14 protein-coding genes are annotated in these 16,844 nt (G+C 67.3%); 11 read left to right on the forward strand and 3 right to left on the reverse strand.

The genetic code is table 11. From position 1 onward, the window contains the following. Nucleotides 1-8: 8 nt before the first annotated feature. Nucleotides 9-659, reverse strand: a complete 651-nt coding sequence (locus ATO3_RS08085) for a histidine phosphatase family protein (RefSeq protein ID WP_088649304.1) — start codon at nt 657-659, stop codon at nt 9-11. A 431-nt stretch (nt 660-1,090) separates the two neighbouring features. On the opposite strand from ATO3_RS08085, the gene ATO3_RS08090 reads away from it, so the two are divergent. Together ATO3_RS08090 and ATO3_RS08095 are read left to right on the forward strand one after the other, a co-directional pair. Continuing rightward, the gene (locus ATO3_RS08090) at nt 1,091-1,381 is read left to right on the forward strand and encodes an SH3 domain-containing protein (protein ID WP_088649305.1); all 291 of its coding nucleotides are present in this window, start codon (nt 1,091-1,093) and stop codon (nt 1,379-1,381) included. 261 nt (nt 1,382-1,642) lie between these two features. Continuing rightward, nucleotides 1,643-2,845: a Zn-dependent hydrolase gene (locus tag ATO3_RS08095; RefSeq protein ID WP_088649306.1), complete on the forward strand. Its 1,203-nt coding sequence runs from the start codon at nt 1,643-1,645 to the stop codon at nt 2,843-2,845. A 6-nt stretch (nt 2,846-2,851) separates the two neighbouring features. Here the strand turns inward: ATO3_RS08095 and ATO3_RS08100 are convergent, their stop codons facing one another. Together ATO3_RS08100 and ATO3_RS08105 are read right to left on the reverse strand one after the other, a co-directional pair. Beyond that, on the reverse strand, nt 2,852-3,553 hold the full coding sequence (locus tag ATO3_RS08100) for a response regulator transcription factor (protein WP_088649307.1): 702 nt from the start codon (nt 3,551-3,553) through the stop codon (nt 2,852-2,854). A 100-nt stretch (nt 3,554-3,653) separates the two neighbouring features. Beyond that, nucleotides 3,654-5,594, reverse strand: a complete 1,941-nt coding sequence (locus tag ATO3_RS08105; protein ID WP_088649379.1) for a PAS-domain containing protein — start codon at nt 5,592-5,594, stop codon at nt 3,654-3,656. A gap of 284 nt (nt 5,595-5,878) precedes the next feature. Between ATO3_RS08105 and ATO3_RS08110 the strand changes: the two genes are divergently transcribed. The 9 genes from ATO3_RS08110 (at nt 5,879) to ATO3_RS08150 (ending at nt 16,726) form a co-directional block, all read left to right on the forward strand. Further along, entirely contained in the window at nt 5,879-7,849 is a 1,971-nt protein-coding gene (locus tag ATO3_RS08110) for an AMP-binding protein (RefSeq protein WP_088649308.1), read from the forward strand. Between the two features lie 77 nt (nt 7,850-7,926). Further along, complete coding sequence (locus ATO3_RS08115) at nt 7,927-8,745, forward strand: ABC transporter ATP-binding protein (RefSeq protein ID WP_088649309.1); 819 nt, start codon at nt 7,927-7,929, stop codon at nt 8,743-8,745. A 69-nt stretch (nt 8,746-8,814) separates the two neighbouring features. After that, complete coding sequence (locus tag ATO3_RS08120; RefSeq protein ID WP_088649310.1) at nt 8,815-9,804, forward strand: branched-chain amino acid ABC transporter permease; 990 nt, start codon at nt 8,815-8,817, stop codon at nt 9,802-9,804. 58 nt (nt 9,805-9,862) lie between these two features. Further along, nucleotides 9,863-10,120 carry a hypothetical protein gene (locus ATO3_RS08125; protein WP_088649311.1) on the forward strand — a complete coding sequence of 86 codons (258 nt, stop codon included), beginning with the start codon at nt 9,863-9,865 and terminating at the stop codon, nt 10,118-10,120. Between the two features lie 3 nt (nt 10,121-10,123). After that, nucleotides 10,124-11,200 carry a branched-chain amino acid ABC transporter permease gene (locus ATO3_RS08130; protein WP_088649312.1) on the forward strand — a complete coding sequence of 359 codons (1,077 nt, stop codon included), beginning with the start codon at nt 10,124-10,126 and terminating at the stop codon, nt 11,198-11,200. 86 nt (nt 11,201-11,286) lie between these two features. Then, the gene (locus ATO3_RS08135) at nt 11,287-12,573 is read left to right on the forward strand and encodes an ABC transporter substrate-binding protein (RefSeq protein ID WP_088649313.1); all 1,287 of its coding nucleotides are present in this window, start codon (nt 11,287-11,289) and stop codon (nt 12,571-12,573) included. A gap of 76 nt (nt 12,574-12,649) precedes the next feature. Then, complete coding sequence (locus ATO3_RS08140) at nt 12,650-13,486, forward strand: ABC transporter ATP-binding protein (RefSeq protein WP_088649314.1); 837 nt, start codon at nt 12,650-12,652, stop codon at nt 13,484-13,486. Nucleotides 13,487-13,571: 85 nt separating this feature from the next. Further along, nucleotides 13,572-14,789, forward strand: coding sequence for a phenylacetate--CoA ligase family protein (locus ATO3_RS08145; RefSeq protein WP_088649315.1), 1,218 nt, complete (start codon nt 13,572-13,574; stop codon nt 14,787-14,789). Between the two features lie 374 nt (nt 14,790-15,163). Further along, the gene (locus ATO3_RS08150; protein WP_088649380.1) at nt 15,164-16,726 is read left to right on the forward strand and encodes an ABC transporter permease; all 1,563 of its coding nucleotides are present in this window, start codon (nt 15,164-15,166) and stop codon (nt 16,724-16,726) included. Nucleotides 16,727-16,844: the final 118 nt, after the last annotated feature.

Here is a 16,844-nt window from a genome sequence, read left to right on the forward strand (position 1 = left end):
CGTCCTCCTTACAGATGGGTCTGGGCATGGTGGCGGTCTGGCGCCTCCAGGTGCGGGACGGCATTGAACAGCACCGGCGTCATCGTTTCACCGATCGGGAATATGCGATGCATGGAAGTGTTCATGATCGCAAGCGCCATCCGCGCGGTGGCCGGCATGTCGAGCCCGAGCGTGCCGCGCATCACCATCGAGATCAGCCCGCCCGAGGTGACCACCAGCGCGGGACCGGAGCCGCCGCCGATCTCGGCCAGGGCGGTGGTCACGCCGTCGATGTAATCGTCGAAGGAGATCGGGACCTCCTCGATCTCGCCCATGGCCCAGGCCATGAAGACCTGCGGCAGGTGCAGGACAAAGCCCTCGCGGTCGGTGGGGATCTGCAGGCCGCGCTGGTCCTGCAGGAGGGTGGCGAGGGTGAAATAGGGGATCTCGTTCAGGCGGGGGTCGCGGGTGACGTCGTCGAACCCGGCGCTGGCGGCGGTTTCGACATGGCGGACGAGGGTGCCGCAATAGACCCGGGGATGATGGGCGGCGGCGTCGCGGAGGTAGTCGCCCAGCCAGCGCGCCTGCTGGTGGCCCAGCGGGCTGAGCTTGTCATAGCTTTCCTCGTCGCGGGCGGCGGAATTGGCCTGGCCGTGACGGATGAGGGTGATGTGGGACATGCCTGCCGTCCTTCCCGGTCCGTGTCCGACGGTCTTAGGGGAGCCAGGACCGCGATGCCAGAGCAACCCGGCGCTGAACGGACATTTTCGGGCGGATCGCGGGGGAACCGCGGGCAAGAGCGGCAGGGGTGTCCCACGCGTGGGACATGTGCCGGGGTGAGCAAAAACAAGGGTTTGCAGGGGCGGATTAACGATTGCGAAAGGTTTGGAGGGGCGCAGAGGGCGCGGGGCCTGGGGGCGTCTGGCGGAGCATGTGGCGGGGGACCTCGCCACCCCTTGCGGGGATGTCTCGGCGCGCGGGAGGGTGGGGGTGATGTGATGCGGCCACGGGGCGCACCGGCGCCGGCAGGCGCGTTCGACGCTGTTCCTACGCCGCCGGTTTCGGGGTAAACTGCGGCCCGAGGCAGACGATACCAAAACAGGAGAAACCGATGCGCAGAGCCATCCTGGTCGCGCTGGCGGCCGCCACGCTGGGCACCGGCCCGGCCGGCGCCGCCTCCATGGGGCAATACGAGGTCTTCGGGGTCGATGACGACGACATGCTGAAGATGCGCGAAGGCCCGGGGACGGGCTATGTCGTGATTGTCGGCCTGCCCAACGGCACGGTGCTGCAGGTTCACGATTGCCAGCAGAGCGGGGCGACAAACTGGTGCCGCGTCTCGCTGGACCGGGCGCGGCGGCTGAAGGGCTATGTGTCGCTTGCCTACCTGCGGAAGATGTGACGGGCTGGCACCGGCTGACACGGGCCGGAGCGACGCACGCCGGGGGCGGGCCGAATGCCTGCCCTGGCGGCGCTGCCCTGTGCCGCGCGGTTGAGATCGGGGCGGATCTGGGTCAGGCTATGGCCCTGTGCGCCGGGCCGGGCTAAGCCGGTCCCGTGACGTTACGTGACATGACGCGGCCTGAGGCTGCCGGTCGGGACCGGATCCCCGGCCAGAGCCCGGCCGCCGCCCGAGCCCGCAAGACCCGAAGAGAGGCCCCCGATGACCATTGCCGTCCAACCCGACCGTTTCCTTGCCGACCTCCACAAGCTGCGCAGTTTCGGCGCGTCGGGCACCGGCAAGGGTGTCGTGCGCCGGGCCTATACGCCCCCCGACCTGGAGGCGCGCGACTGGCTGGCCGGGCAGATCGCGGCCGCCGGGCTTACGCCGAAGGTCGACGAGATGGGCAACCTCTTCGGGCTGGCCGAGGGGCCGTCGCTGCTGCTGGGGTCGCATTCCGACACTCAGCCCGAGGGCGGCTGGCTGGACGGGGCGCTGGGTGTCATCGCGGCGCTCGAGATCGCCCGGGCGGCGAAGGAAGCCGGCGGGCCGGCGGTGTCGATGGTGTCCTTCGAGGATGAAGAGGGCCGGTTCGGCGTGACCACGGGCAGCGCGGTCTGGTCCGGCCACATGAGCCAGGAGGCCGCCGACAGGCTGACCGACACCGACGGCGTGACGCTGGCCGAGGCGCGCAAGGCGCTGGGCGAGCGGGTGAGCGGGCCGGTGGATCCGTCGCGGTTCACCGGCTTCATGGAGATGCATATCGAGCAGGGCCCCTGGCTGGACACCGAGGGCGACGGGATCGGCGTGGTCACCGACATCGTCGGCATCCGCAACATGACGATCACCTTCGACGGCCAGCAGAACCACGCGGGCACCACGCCGATGCATCTGCGCAAGGATGCCTTTCAGGCGGTGGCGAGCTTTGTGGCCAGGATCAACGACCGGTTCCGCAACGTGGTCACGCCGGCCACGGTCTGGACCAACGGGCATGTCAGCCTGCACCCCAACGCCTCTTCGGTGGTGCCGGGCAAGGCGGTGTTTTCCATGCAGTGGCGCGATGCCGAGATCGAGCGGATGGCCCGGATGGAGACGATCATCCGCGACACCGCCGCCGAGGTCGCCGAAGAACGCGGCCTGGGGCTGGAATTCGGCAAGATGCTGGGGCTGGAGCCCGTGGAGATGGATGCCAGGCTGAAAGGCGCGCTGTGCGACGCGGCCGAGGCGGTGGCGCCGGGCAAATGGCGGCAGATGCCGTCGGGCGCTCTGCACGACAGCACCAACGTGGCGCAGCACATGCCGGTGGCGATGCTGTTCGTGCCGTCGATCGGCGGGATCAGCCACGATTTCGCCGAGGACACCGCCGAGGATGACCTTGTGACCGGGCTGAAGGTGCTGGCAGATGCGGTGAACCGGCTGGGCTGAGGCGGTTCAGCTCCAGTCCACGTCGCCCAGGAAGATGTAGCCGGCGCCGTAGATCGTCTTTATCAGGCGGGGGTTCTTGGGATCCTCGCGCAGTTTCTGGCGCAGGCGAGAGATGCGGACGTCCATCGCGCGGTCGAAGCTTTCCCCGGCGGCGCCGCCCAGGCTTTCCTGCATCTGGGTGCGCGAGATCAGGCGCTTGGGGCTGTCGAGGAACAGCCGCAGCACCTCGCCCTCGGCATGCGAGATCGGGGTTTCGCAGCCGCCGCTGTCTTCGAGGATGTAACGGTCGAAATGGGCGGTCCAGCCGTTGAAGCGCGCGGTCTGGCCGCCGGATTGCGGCGCCCGGCCCGAGCGCAGGCGGGCGCGGATGCGGGCCACGACCTCGGCCGGTTCGAGGGGTTTGGTGATGTAGTCGTCGGCGCCCAGTTCCAGCCCGGTGACCCGGTCATGCACCTGCGCGCGGCCCGAGATGATGATGACCACGGCGCCCTGTTCCAGCGCCAGCCGGTGCACCAGCGCCAGCCCGTCGGTGTCGGGCAGCGACAGGTCGACAAGGCAGACGGCGGGGGGCGTGCGTTTGAGCGCGGCCTCGAAGGGCGCGGCGCGCGAGAAGCATTGCGTGCGGAACCCGGCCTCTTCCAGCGCGTCGGCGAGGACCTCGCGGATGGCGGGTTCGTCGTCGAGGATCATGACGAGGGGGGCGGTCATGGGGCGGTCTTTCGGGGCTGGATCCGGGCGGGTGGGGATGCGGGCCGGTGATGCCTGTCGCCGCGCGGAGCCGCAACCCGGTGGGTGAGGGGCGCGGGACTCATGCGGCGGCCTCGCCGATCAGGGCGCGGGCCAGGCGGTTCCGGGTGAAGGGCTTGGCCAGGACAGGCGCCCGCGCGGCGGCGGCGCGGCGCAGCGGATCGTCCTGCGGCAGCGAGGTCATGAAGAGCAGCCGCGCGCCGGTGGCGGTTGCGGTCTCGGCCAGGTCGAGCCCGGTTTCCTCGCCCGCCAGCCGCAGGTCCGACAGGACGAAGGCGATGCCGGACAGGCTTTCGGCCAGCGCGCGGGCCTCGGCCACGGCCCCGGCCTCAATCACCGCGAGGCCAAGTTCGGTCAGCATTTCGCGGACCGAGGTGCGCAGATCGGCGTTGTCCTCGACCAGCAGGACCAGACCTTCGGGCCGGTCGGGCGCGGGGCGGTGGGGCAGGCGCATCGTGACCCGTGCCCCGGTCGGCGTGTTCGACAGGTCGAGCCGGCCGCCGGTGCTTTTGACCATGTCGTAGACCATGGGCAGGCCCAGCCCCGAGCCTTCGCCGCCCTTGGTGGTGAAGAAGGGATGCAGCGCCCGGGCCAGCGCGTCGGGCGAAAAGCCCGGGCCGGTATCGGTGACCGAGATCTCGATCCAGGCGTCGCCGGCAAGATGGGCCGACACCGCCACCTGCCCGTTCAGGCCGCAGGCGTCGCGGGCGTTCAGGACCAGGTTCAGCAGCGAATCCTGCAGCCGCCCCGGATCCAGCATGACCCGCCCGCCGGGCATCATGTCGACCACCGACAGGCCGACGCCCTGCGGCAGGGCGGGGTCGGCAAGGATCTTCAGGTCCTGCAGCAGCTGGTGCAGGTCCGTCGGTTCGGGCCGCAGCGCGGCGGGGCCGGTCATGTCGGCGATCCGGTTCAGCAGGCGCCCGCCGCGCCGCGCCGCGGCCTTGGTGGCCTCGACCATGCCGGCCGCCTCGGGCGTCAGGTCCTGGCGTTCCAGCTTGGATTGCATCGCGAGGATGATGGTCAGCAGGTTCGAGAAATCATGCGCAAGGCCCGAGGTCAGCTGTGCCGCCATGGCGCGGCGGCGTTCCTGCTGCAGGGCGACGCGGGCCTGGGTTTCCTCGGTGATGTCCATCGACAGGATGTAGACGCCGCCGAACTCGTCGGGGGTGAAGGCCACGCGGATGCGGCGCTCGCTGAGTGCATCGGTGAATTCGAACAGGGATTCGGCCCCGGCGAAGGCCCGGGCCAGGTGCGGCTCGATCGCGGCGAAGGCCGAGGCGCCGAGCGCGTCGGAGATATGCATGCCGAGGATGGTCGAGGGCCTCCCCGGCAGGACGCGGGAGAGCCGCTGGTTGGAATAGGTGTAATGGCCGGTGCGGTCCACATGGGCGATATGGGCCGGCATCATCTCGGTCGTGAGGCGGGTGCGGGCCTCGATCTCGGTCAGTTCGCGCTGCGCCTCTTCCAGCGCGGCATTGGTCGCGGCCAGCTTGCGGTTGGTCTGCGACAGTTCCTCGGTATGGGCGACGAGGCGTTCTGACAGCTCTTCGGACCGGGCACGGAGCAGCAGTTCGGTCTCTTTCACCGGGGTGATGTCGGTATAGACGGTGACCCAGCCGCCCTGCGGCAGAGGCGCCCCCTCGACCGAGATGGTGCGGCCGTTGGAGCGGGTGCGTTCCATGTAATGCGGGGCGAATGCGCGGGCCTGTTCGACGCGGACGGCGACGAAACGCTCGATATCTTCGACGGGGCCGTATTCGCCCGTGGTGGCAAGGTGGCGGATCGTGTCCTCGAACCGGGCACCGGGGGCGACGAGGGCATCGGGCAGGTCGAACATCACCTGGAACCGCCGGTTGGACAGCGCCAGCCGCAGGTCGGCATCGTAGATCGACAGCGCCTGCGCGATCAGGTTGAGCCCGGCGGTGGCCAGGGCATTGGTCTTCTGCTCGGTGCGGTCTGGCGACACGGGGCGCGGCTCCTCCTCGTCCTGAGGGCGCATCATGGCGCCGGGCGCGGGGCTTGTCACCGGGGCGCCGGGCCGATGTCCGCGTGACGTTCCGGCGCCCCGCCTGCGCGACGCCAGCGAGAGGCCTGCCCGAAATGGCGCGCAAGGGCCGGTGGCGGCAATACCTGACATCGGTCAGGGGTTGTTACAATTGGTTAGGATTGGGTAAACATCAGGAAAGCTTTGGTTCGGATACATCGGACAGCCGACAGAAAACGAAATGATGTTTCGCGGCGAGGGCCCGGTGACGGGTTCGACAGGGGAGGAGGGGAACGGCCATGGCTCAGCCAGGGGCGCAGACCGGATTGCAATCGTTTCCGGCGCTGCTTGCGCGCAATGCCCAGCAGATGGCGGACAAGCCCGCCTATCGCGAGAAGGAATTCGGCATCTGGCAATGCTGGAGCTGGCGCGAGACCGCCGAGGAGGTCGAGGCGCTGGCGCTGGGGTTTCTCAACCTTGGCGTGAACGAGGGCGATTTCATCGCCATCATCGGGCGCAACCGGCCCCCCTTGTACTGGGCGATGGTCGCGGCGCAGATGGTCGGCGCGGTGCCGGTGCCGCTGTACCAGGACGCGGGCGCCGAGGAGATGGCCTATGTGCTGGGCCATTGCGGCGCGCGGTTCATCATCGCCGGCGACCAAGAGCAGGTCGACAAGGTGATCGAGGTTCAGGACCAGCTGCACCAGTTCGAACACCTGATCTACCTCGATCCGCGCGGGATGCGGAAATACGATCATACGACCCTGCACGACTACGCCCATATCCAGGACCAGGGCCGCGCGGCGAAGGACGAGCTGACGCCCGAGCTGGACCGGCGGCGGGCGCGGCTGGATTATGACACCATCTGCGTGATGCTCTATACCTCGGGCACGACCGGGCGGCCCAAGGGCGTGGTGCTGTCGAACCGCAATGTCATCGAAAGCGCGCGGTTCTCGTCTGAATTCGATCACCTGACCAGCGGCGAGGATATCCTGTCGTATCTGCCGATGGCCTGGGTCGGGGATTTCGTGTTCTCGGTCGGGCAGGCCTACTGGAACGGTTTTTGCGTCAACTGCCCCGAAAGCGAAGACACGATGATGTCGGACCTGCGCGAGATCGGGCCGACCTATTTCTTCGCGCCGCCGCGGGTCTTTGAAGGTCAGCTGACCAACGTGATGATCCGCATGGAGGATGCGACGCCGTTCAAGAAGCGGCTGTTCGACTGGGGCATGGCGCATGCGCGCAAGGTCGGCACAGCGGTGCTGGACGGGCGGCCCGTGAGCTTCATGGACCGGGTGAAATACGCGATCGGCAACCTGACGGTCTATGGCCCGCTGAAGAACACGCTGGGCTTCACGCGGATCCGGGTCGGATATACCGCGGGCGAGGCGATCGGGCCCGAGATCTTCGAGTTCTACCGCTCGCTGGGGATCAACCTGAAGCAGCTTTACGGGCAGACCGAGGCCACGGTCTTCATCACCGCGCAGCCCGATGGCGAGGTTCGGTCGGACACCGTGGGCGTGCCCTGCCCCAAGGTCGAGCTGAAGATCGAGGAGAACGGCGAGGTCTATTACCGCTCGCCCGGGGTCTTCGTGGAATATTACAAGAACCCCGAGAGCACGGCCGGAACGAAGGATGCCGAGGGCTGGGTGGCGACGGGCGATGCCGGCTTCATCGAGCCCGAGACGGGGCATCTGCGGATCATCGACCGGGCCAAGGACGTTGGCAAGATGGCGGACGGGTCGCTGTTCGCGCCAAAGTACGTGGAAAACAAGCTGAAGTTCTATCCCAACATCCTGGAGGCGGTGGTCTTCGGCAACGGGCGCGAGGAATGCGTGGCCTTCATCAACATCGACCTGGCGGCGGTGGGCAACTGGGCCGAGCGGAACAACATCGGCTATTCCTCCTACCAGGAGCTGGCAGGCCATCCACAGGTGCTGGCGACGATCCAGGACCATGTGGAGGAGACCAACCGGTCGGTCGCGGAGGACACGATGCTGTCGGGCTGCCAGGTGCATCGCTTCGTGGTGCTGCACAAGGAACTGGACGCGGACGACGGAGAGCTGACCCGGACCCGCAAGGTGCGGCGGCGGATCATCGAGGAGAAGTTCGCCGATATCATCGCCGCGCTTTACGACGGATCGAAAAGTGTCAGCACGCGGACGGAAGTGACCTACGAGGACGGGCGCAAGGGCGCGATTTCGGCCACGCTTGAGATCCGGGACGCGGCGGTGGTGCCGGTGGCGACACAGAAGGTGGCGGCGGAGTGAGGCCGGCGGGGTGGCGCTCGGCCCATGGCCATCGCCCCACCCGCCGTCCCGCATCTGTCGCGAGGGGGAGATGAGCGATGCTGGATGACAGCGAGGGATACGTGACCACCGATGGCCGCAAGATCGGCGGGGTGGTGATGGAGATGAAGAACATCACCCTGCGGTTCGGCGGCGTGGTGGCGATCAAGGATATCTCGTTCGATATCCGCGAGGGGGAGATCCGGGCGATCATCGGGCCGAACGGGGCGGGGAAATCCTCGATGCTGAACGTGATCTCGGGGTTCTACGTGCCGCAGGAGGGCGAGGTCTGGTTCCGGGGCGCGAAACGGCCGCCGATGAAGCCCTACGAGGTGGCCCGGCAGGGGATCGCGCGGACGTTCCAGAACATAGCGCTGTTCGAGGGGATGACCGTGCTGGACAACGTGATGACCGGGCGGCTGACGCAGATGAGCCAGAACATCTTCACCCAGGCGCTGTGGAAGGGGAAGGCAGAGAAGGAAGAGGTCGAGAACCGCGAGATGGCGGAGAAGATCATCGACTTTCTCGAGATCCAGCGGATCCGCAAGACGCCGGTGTCGCGGCTGCCTTACGGGTTGAAGAAGCGGGTGGAGCTGGCGCGTGCGCTGGTGGCGGAGCCGAAGCTCCTGCTGCTGGATGAGCCGATGGCGGGCATGAACGTGGAGGAGAAGGAGGACATGAGCCGCTTCATCCTCGACGTGAACGACGAGTTCGGCACGACGATCGCGCTGATCGAGCATGACATGGGGGTTGTGATGGACCTGTCCGACCGGGTCGTGGTGATGGATTACGGCAAGAAGATCGGGGACGGCACGCCGGACGAGGTGCGCAGGAACCAGGATGTCATCGATGCCTACCTGGGGGTGGCGCATGACTGAGCACGGGATGGCGGGCGGGGGCGATGCCGCAGGCGAGCGGCGTCCCGACAGCCGGGGGGAGAACAACACATGCCTGAACAGCTGATATTCGCGATGGAGGTCACGCTGAACGGCCTCATGGCCGGCGTGCTTTACGCGCTGGTGGCGCTGGGCTTCGTGCTGATCTTCAAGGCGTCGGGCATCTTCAACTTTGCCCAGGGAGTCATGGCGCTGTTCGCAGCGATGACGCTGGTGGGGATCATGGACGGGCAGGTGCCGTTCTCGCACCTGATCAACGCGATCTTCGGGACCGACCTGCACCATTTCGGATGGCACATCCCGGCGTTGCTGGCGATCGTGCTGACCACCGGAGTCATGGTCGGGCTGGCGTGGTGCGTGCAGCAATTCGTGATGCGTCACCTCGTGAACCAGCCGCCGATCATCCTGTTCATGGCGACCATTGGCCTCGCCTATTTCCTCGAAGGGCTGTCGGACCTGATGTGGGGGTCCGAGATCAAGAACCTCGATGTCGGCCTGCCGCAGGGGATCAACCTCTGGATTGACGAGGTGACGTTCAACATCTTCGGCTACGGCTTCTTCATCGACAATCTCGACATCGTGGCCACGATCATCGCCGCGCTGCTGGTGGTCAGCCTCATGGCCTTCTCGCAATACACCAAGGAAGGCCGCGCCATGCGCGCGGTGGCCGACGATCATCAGGCAGCACTTTCGGTGGGGATCTCGCTGAACTTCATCTGGGTGCTGGTCTGGTCGCTGGCGGGGTTCGTGGCACTGGTCGCGGGGATCATGTGGGGCACGAAATCGGGGGTGCAGTTTTCGCTGTCGCTGATCGCGCTGAAGGCGCTGCCGGTTCTCATGCTGGGCGGTTTCACCTCGATCCCCGGCGCCATCGTCGGCGGGCTGATCATCGGCGTGGGCGAGCAGCTGTTCGAATTCGCCATCGGTGCGCCGTACTTCGGCGGGGCCACGCAGAACTGGTTCGCCTATGTGCTGGCGCTGATCTTCCTCGTCTTCCGGCCACAGGGGCTGTTCGGCGAGAAGATCATCGAACGGGTGTGAGGGTGGATATGGTGGGCAGAGGTATTTTCATCAAAGGTGAAAAGGGGGCCACTCGCACATGAGCAAGCTGATCGCCATCGTCAATGTCATCGCCTGGGCCGGGTTCTGGGCCTTCGGGTATCTCGCCATCACCGCCGAGGGGCTGAGCCAGGGGCAGATCGTCGTGGCCATGATCCTCGCCGCGGCGGGGCTGGCCACCGGGATCTGGGCCTACCTGAAGCTGGTCCGCCATACCGAGACGACGGGCTACGCCAAGACCACGGGCGTGCTGGATCCGAAGACCCGCGCGCGCGCGCAGGAACAATGGGAGGGCTGATCGGTGTTCTATCGTGAGGCGGGCGATTTCAAGACGTCCTATATCGACGACGGCCAGACCTTTCCGATCCGGTTCGACCGGTACAGGTTCTATGCCGTGCTGGCCGTTGCCTTCCTGGTGGTGCCCTTCATCGTGGGCGATTACACGGCCAACGCGATCCTGCTGCCCTTCCTGATCTATGCCATCGCGGCGATCGGGCTGAACATCCTGACCGGCTATTGCGGGCAGGTCTCCCTGGGCACGGGCGGGTTCATGGCCGTGGGGGCCTATGCCTGCTACAAGCTGATGACCGCCTTTCCCGAGGTGTCGATCTTCATCCACGTGATCCTGTCGGGCGGGGTGACGGCGGCGGTCGGCGTGCTCTTTGGCCTGCCGTCGCTGCGGATCAAGGGGTTCTACCTGGCCGTGGCGACGCTGGCCGCGCAGTTCTTCCTGGTCTGGCTCTTCAACAGGGTGCCGTGGTTCTACAATTACTCGGCCTCGGGCCAGATCTCGGCGCCGGAGCGCGAGGTCTTCGGCGTCGCGGTCACCGGTCCGCATACCGAGGCCTGGGCGACCTATCTCTTCTGCCTTGTCTTCTGCCTGGGCACAGGGCTCGTGGCGCGCAACCTGACGCGCGGCACGCTGGGGCGCAGCTGGATGGCGATCCGCGACATGGATATCGCGGCCGAGATCATCGGGGTGAACCCGCTGCGCGCGAAGCTGACCGCATTCGCCGTGTCGTCCTTCTTCGTGGGCATCGCCGGGGCGCTGTTCTTCGCCGTCTACCTGGGCGCGGTCGAGGTCGGCGAGGTCTTTGGCATCCAGAAATCGTTCCTGGTGCTCTTCATGATCATCATCGGCGGGCTGGGATCCATCTTCGGCTCTTTCGCGGGGGCGGCCTTTCTGGTGCTGCTGCCGGTGATCCTGAAGCTGGTGGGGGTGAACCTGCTGGGCTTTCCCACCGATATCGTCGCGCATTTCCAGCTGATCATCGTCGGTTCGCTCATCATCCTGTTCCTGGTGCTCGAACCGCACGGCATTGCCCGGCTGTGGAACGTCACGCGGGAGAAACTGAGGCTCTGGCCCTTCCCGCACTAGGGCCGGCCGGAGTCTGTACACGTCCAAGCCAGAGGCGGGGCCAACCCGCCCCAAGACCATGTCAATCACGGGAGGAACTACGCCACATGAAACTGAAACTCGCATCGCTCGCGCTGGGGGCCCTGATGGCCGCAGCCGCGCCCGCGCTGGCCGATCTGACGATCCCGGCGCTGAACTACCGCACCGGGCCCTACGCGCCCTCGGGCATTCCCTATGCCGACGGGTTTTCCGATTACATGACCCTGATCAACGAGCGCGACGGCGGTGTCGGCGGCGAGAGGATCAACGTGCTGGAATGCGAAACCGCCTATAACACCGAGAAGGGCGTGGAATGCTACGAGCAGACCAAGGGCGAAGGCGCGCTGGTCTACATCCCGCAGTCCACGGGCATCACCTACCAGCTGATCCCCAAGGCCTCGGCCGATCAGATCCCGATCTGGTCGGTGGCCTATGGCCGGACCTCGGCCGTGAACGGCAAGGTCTTCGAATGGGTCTTCAACCTGCCGGTGACCTATTGGGACGGCGCCTCGGTCGCGGTGAAATACGCGATGGAGCAGGAGGGCGGCAGCCTGGAAGGCAAGAAGATCGCGCTGGTCTACCACAATTCCGCCTATGGCAAGGAGCCGATCCGCACGCTGGAGGCGCTGTCGGAGAAGCATGGGTTCGAGCTGGTGCTGCTGCCGGTGGATCACCCGGGGCAGGAGCAGAAAGCGCAGTGGCTGCAGATCCGGCGCGAGCGGCCCGATTTCGTCTTCATGTGGGGCTGGGGCGTGATGAACCAGGTCGCCATCCAGGAGGCGGCCAACATCCGGTATCCGATGGACAAGTTCATCGGCGTCTGGTGGTCGGGCTCCGAGGCGGACGTGGTGCCCGTGGGCGAGGGCGCCGACGGCTACAAGTCGCTGACCTTCCACGGTGCGGGCACCGATTTCCCGGCGCTGCAGGAGATCAAGACGCAGGTGATCGACGCCGGCAAGGGCGCGGGCGACGGCACCAAGTGGGGTGAGGTCGGCTATAACAAGGGCGTCTACACCGCTGCGGTCGTGGCCGAGGCGATCCGCCATGCGCAGGAGATGGCCGGCACCGCGTCGATCACGCCGGTGCAGTTCCGCGACGCGATGGAGACGCTCGAGGTGACCGACGAGGAGTTCGAGGCGCTGGGTCTCGGCGGCTTTGCCCCGGCGATTTCGCTGAGCTGCGAGAGCCATTCCTCGCCCCGGCTGGCGGCCGTGCAGCAATGGGATGCCGAGGCCGGCACCTGGACGCTGGTGAGCGACTACATGGAGCCTGACTTCGAGATCGTCGATCCGCTGATCGAGGAAGATTCCATGGCCTATGCCGACGAGAACGGCATCGAGCTGCGCTGCGACTGACGCGATCTTCCCCGGCCGCCGCCGCGCGGCCGGGGGTTTTCCGAAACCCGCCCGAACGAACCCCGGAGACGGCATCATGCTGGACGCATCGACCCCGCCACAGACACAGGCCGAGACCCTGCTGGAGGTCAGCAATATCGAGGTGATCTACGATCACGTGATCCTCGTCCTGAAAGGGGTCAGCCTGAAGGTCCCCAAGGGGGGCATCACCGCGCTGCTGGGGGGCAACGGGGCGGGCAAGACGACAACGCTGAAATCCATATCCAACCTTCTGCGCTCGGAACGCGGAGAGGTGACCAAGGGCCGGATCACCTACATGGGCGAGCCGATCCACGACAGCGACCCGTCGGTGCTGGTGCGCCGGGGCGTGATCCAGGTGATGGAGGGGCGGCACTGCTTCGAACACCTCACCGTCGAGGAGAACCTGCTGACGGGCGCCTATACGCTTGGCGTGTCCAAGGCCGAGATCCAGCAGAACCTGGAGCTGGTCTATTCCTATTTCCCGCGGCTCAAGGAACGGCGCAAGAGCCAGGCGGGCTATACCTCGGGCGGGGAGCAGCAGATGCTGGCGATCGGCCGCGCGCTGATGTCCAAGCCCGAGATGATCCTGCTGGACGAGCCGTCGATGGGGCTGGCGCCGCAGCTGGTGGAGCAGATCTTCCGCATCGTGAAATCGGTGAACGAGAACGAGGGCGTGACCTTTCTGCTGGCCGAACAGAACACCAACGTGGCGCTGCGCTATGCGCATTACGGCTACATCCTGGAATCGGGGCGCGTGGTGATGGACGGTCTCGCCGCCGACCTGCGCGAGAACCCGGACGTGAAGGAATTCTATCTCGGCATGTCGGACGAGGGGCGCAAGTCGTTCCGCGACGTGCGGTCCTACCGGAGGCGGAAGCGGTGGCTGAGCTGATGGTGTTGGCGGCAGCTGCTCGTCGCCCCGTGGCCGGTGCGCCTCGCGCGGTCCCGGGCGGTGCCTGTGAAAGGAGACCCTGCGAATGACCCATTTCGATGCGCTGGAAACCCGCAATGCCGATCAGCGGGCCGCGGATCTGGCCCGGGATCTTCCGGCGCAGGTGGCCCGCGCAAGGGCGCTGCCCGGATATGCCGAGACGCTGAAGGAGGTCGATGCCGCGGGCGTGACCGACACCGACGCGCTGGCGCGGCTGCCGGTGCTGCGCAAGGCCGATCTGGGCCGGGCGCAGGGGGCGCACGCGCCGCTGGGGGGCTTTACCACCAAGCCGGCCGCGGGGTTTGCCCATGTGTTCCAGTCCCCGGGCCCGATCTATGAACCTGGCGGGGTGGAGCATGACTGGTGGCGGATGGGGCGTTTCCTGCATGCCGCCGGGCTGGGCAAGGGCGATATCGTGCAGAACTGCTTTGGCTATCACCTGACGCCCGCCGGCATGATCTTTGAAAGCGGGGCGCGGGCCGTGGGGGCCGCCGTGCTGCCCGCCGGCACCGGCCAGACCGAGCTGCAGGTGACGGCGGCGCGCGACATCGGGACCACCGCCTACGCCGGCACGCCGGATTACCTGAAGGTGATCCTCGACAAGGCCGACGAGATGGGCGCGCGGCTGGCGATCACCCGGGCGGTCGTGGGCGGCGGGGCGCTGTTCCCGTCGCTGCGCCAGGAATATGCCGACCGGGGCATCGCCTGCCTGCAATGCTATGCCACCGCCGATCTTGGCAACATCGCCTATGAAAGCCCGGCGATGGAGGGGATGATCGTCGACGAGGGCGTGATCGTTGAGATCGTGACCCCGGGCACCGGCATTCCCGTCCCGCCGGGCGAGGTCGGCGAGGTCGTGGTGACCACGCTGAACCCCGATTATCCGCTGATCCGCTTCGCCACCGGCGACCTGAGCGCGGTGCTGCCGGGCGAAAGCCCCTGCGGTCGGACCAACATGCGCATCAAGGGCTGGATGGGCCGCGCCGACCAGACCACCAAGATCAAGGGCATGTTCGTGCGCCCCGAGCAGGTCGCCGCGCTGGTCGACCGCCACGCCGAGATCGTCAAGGCCCGCGTCGTGGCCAGCCGCGAGGGCGAGATGGACGCGATGACCGTGCGGATCGAGGCCTCGGGCGGGGATGCCGATGCCTTCTCGCGGTCGGTCGCGGAGCTGCTGAAGCTGAAGGGCGCGGTCGAGATCGTCTCGCCCGGGTCGCTGCCGAAGGACGGGCTGGTGATCGAGGATCAGCGCAGCTACGACTGACGGCTGTCTTGCGGGGGAGGGGCCGGGCGGGGATGCCGGCCCCTGTCAGACGCGGCCCGGCTGTTGCTGGCTTCCGGCCATGGCGCGGGACGGGTCTGACAGTGATCTATAGCGCCGCGGCGCCGCCTTTCGGGCCTCAGCGCCTGCCCGGACGCGATGATGCGGCAAGTTAGAGGTTGGATCGCCGCGCCAATGCCGTCACAAAGCGCCCTGACTCAGACCACTTCAGCCAGGACCCGGCAGGCGCGACCGACGTGACCGACGTGACACCCAAGACCCTTTCCGCATCCGATCCCCGAACCGACCGGCCCGCGCGGGGCGGAGGCCTGCTGAGCGGCGCGGCCTACGCCGTCGCGGCGGTCTGCCTGCTGCCGATGGTGGCGGTGGTGCTGGCCGCGCTGACCGGCGGGACCGAGACGGTGCAGCACCTGGTGGCGACGGTGCTGCCGGGCTATGCGCTGACCACGCTGAAACTGGTGATCTCGGTGGCCCTGGGCACGCTGGTGATCGGGGCCGGCACGGCCTGGCTGGTGACGATGACACAGTTTCCCGGCCGCCGCTGGCTTGAGGTGGCGCTGGTCCTGCCGCTGGCCTTCCCGGCCTATGTGCTGGCCTATGCCTATACCTTCGTGCTGGACCACCCGGGCATCGTGCAATCGACCCTGCGAGATGTCACCGGCTGGGGCCCGCGCGACTACTGGTTTCCCGAGATCCGGTCCGAGGGCGGCGCGGCGCTGATGCTGACCTTCGTTCTGTATCCTTACGTCTATCTGCTGGCGCGGGCGGCCTTCCTGCAGCAATCGGGAACCGCCTTTGTCGCCGCGCGGATGCTGGGGCGCACGCATCTGGGCGCGTTCTGGTCGGTGTCGCTGCCCATGGCGCGGCCGGCGATCGCGGGCGGCGTGCTGCTGGCGGTGATGGAGACGATCGCCGATTACGGCACGGTCGCCCATTTCGGCGTGCCGACCTTCGCCACAGGGATCTACACCAGCTGGTTTTCCCTGGCCGACCGGGCGGGCGCGGCGCAGCTTGCGCTGTGCCTTCTGTCCTTCGCGCTGCTTCTGGCGGTGCTGGAACGCCAAAGCCGGGGCGAGGCGCGCTATCACGGCGCCGGGCGGCGGCACATGAGCCTGCAGCCCGAACGGCTGACCGGCTGGCGCGCGGCAGCGGCCAGCATGGCCTGCGCTCTGCCGGTCCTGCTGGGATTTGCGCTGCCGGTGGTGATCCTGGTCACGATGGGCATCGGGTCGGAGCAGGACCTGCTCAACCGCCGCTACACTGGCTTCGTGCGCAATTCCCTGACGCTGGCCTCGGTCTCGGCCGTGGTGACGCTGGCGGCGGCGATCTGCATCGGGTTCTACCAGAGGATGCGCCCCGGCCGCCGGTCCTTTGGCGCGGCCTATGTGGCGCGGCTGGGCTACGCGGTGCCGGGCGGGGTGATCGCGGTGGGGCTGCTGGTGCCCTTCGCGGCCTTCGACAATGCGCTCGACAGCTTCATGCGGGCGCGGTTCGACATTTCGACGGGGCTGTTGATCACCGGGTCGATGTGGCTGATGGTGGCGGCCTTCATGGTGCGCTTCCTGGCTGCCGCGCTGGGGGCCTATGAAGGCGGACAAAGCACGGTTCACGCCAATATGGACGCCGCCGCGCGGTCGCTGGGGCAGTCGCCGCTGGGGACGCTGCGCAAGGTGCACCTGCCGATCCTGACGCCCAGCCTTCTGACCGCCTTGCTGATCGTCTTCGTCGACGTGATGAAGGAGCTTCCGGCGACGCTGATCCTGCGGCCCTTCAACTTCGACACGCTGGCGGTGCAGGCCTTCCGGCTGGCTTCGGACGAAAGGCTGGAGGGGGCGGCGGTGCCGTCGCTGGTGATCCTGGCGGTGGGGCTGCTGCCGGTGATCCTGATCTGCCGGCAGGTCGGGCGGCGGCGCGGGTAGGGCGCTCCGACCGCCCATCCTTGGCGGAGCGCGGTTCGGGCGGGTTTGTGACACCCTCTGCCCGGCCGTTTGGACGGCTGCCGATCAGGCCCCCGCGCCCCGTCCCGCTGCGCACAGG

It is taken from the genome of Marinibacterium profundimaris (genome assembly GCF_002210095.1).
Taxonomy (GTDB): domain Bacteria; phylum Pseudomonadota; class Alphaproteobacteria; order Rhodobacterales; family Rhodobacteraceae; genus Marinibacterium; species Marinibacterium profundimaris.

Bases quoted from the DNA above. Each gene is read 5' to 3' on its own strand.
- ATO3_RS08105 (WP_088649379.1), bottom strand. From the start codon at position 5,594: ATGCGCCCTCAGGACGAGGAGGAGCCGCGCCCCGTGTCGCCAGACCGC.
- ATO3_RS08100 (WP_088649307.1), bottom strand. From the start codon at position 3,553: ATGACCGCCCCCCTCGTCATGATCCTCGACGACGAACCCGCCATCCGC.
- ATO3_RS08145 (WP_088649315.1), top strand. From the start codon at position 13,572: ATGACCCATTTCGATGCGCTGGAAACCCGCAATGCCGATCAGCGGGCC.
- ATO3_RS08120 (WP_088649310.1), top strand. From the start codon at position 8,815: ATGCCTGAACAGCTGATATTCGCGATGGAGGTCACGCTGAACGGCCTC.
- ATO3_RS08115 (WP_088649309.1), top strand. From the start codon at position 7,927: ATGCTGGATGACAGCGAGGGATACGTGACCACCGATGGCCGCAAGATC.
- ATO3_RS08085 (WP_088649304.1), bottom strand. From the start codon at position 659: ATGTCCCACATCACCCTCATCCGTCACGGCCAGGCCAATTCCGCCGCC.
- ATO3_RS08095 (WP_088649306.1), top strand. From the start codon at position 1,643: ATGACCATTGCCGTCCAACCCGACCGTTTCCTTGCCGACCTCCACAAG.
- ATO3_RS08125 (WP_088649311.1), top strand. From the start codon at position 9,863: ATGAGCAAGCTGATCGCCATCGTCAATGTCATCGCCTGGGCCGGGTTC.
- ATO3_RS08090 (WP_088649305.1), top strand. From the start codon at position 1,091: ATGCGCAGAGCCATCCTGGTCGCGCTGGCGGCCGCCACGCTGGGCACC.
- ATO3_RS08150 (WP_088649380.1), top strand. From the start codon at position 15,164: ATGGTGGCGGTGGTGCTGGCCGCGCTGACCGGCGGGACCGAGACGGTG.
- ATO3_RS08110 (WP_088649308.1), top strand. From the start codon at position 5,879: ATGGCTCAGCCAGGGGCGCAGACCGGATTGCAATCGTTTCCGGCGCTG.
- ATO3_RS08140 (WP_088649314.1), top strand. From the start codon at position 12,650: ATGCTGGACGCATCGACCCCGCCACAGACACAGGCCGAGACCCTGCTG.
- ATO3_RS08135 (WP_088649313.1), top strand. From the start codon at position 11,287: ATGAAACTGAAACTCGCATCGCTCGCGCTGGGGGCCCTGATGGCCGCA.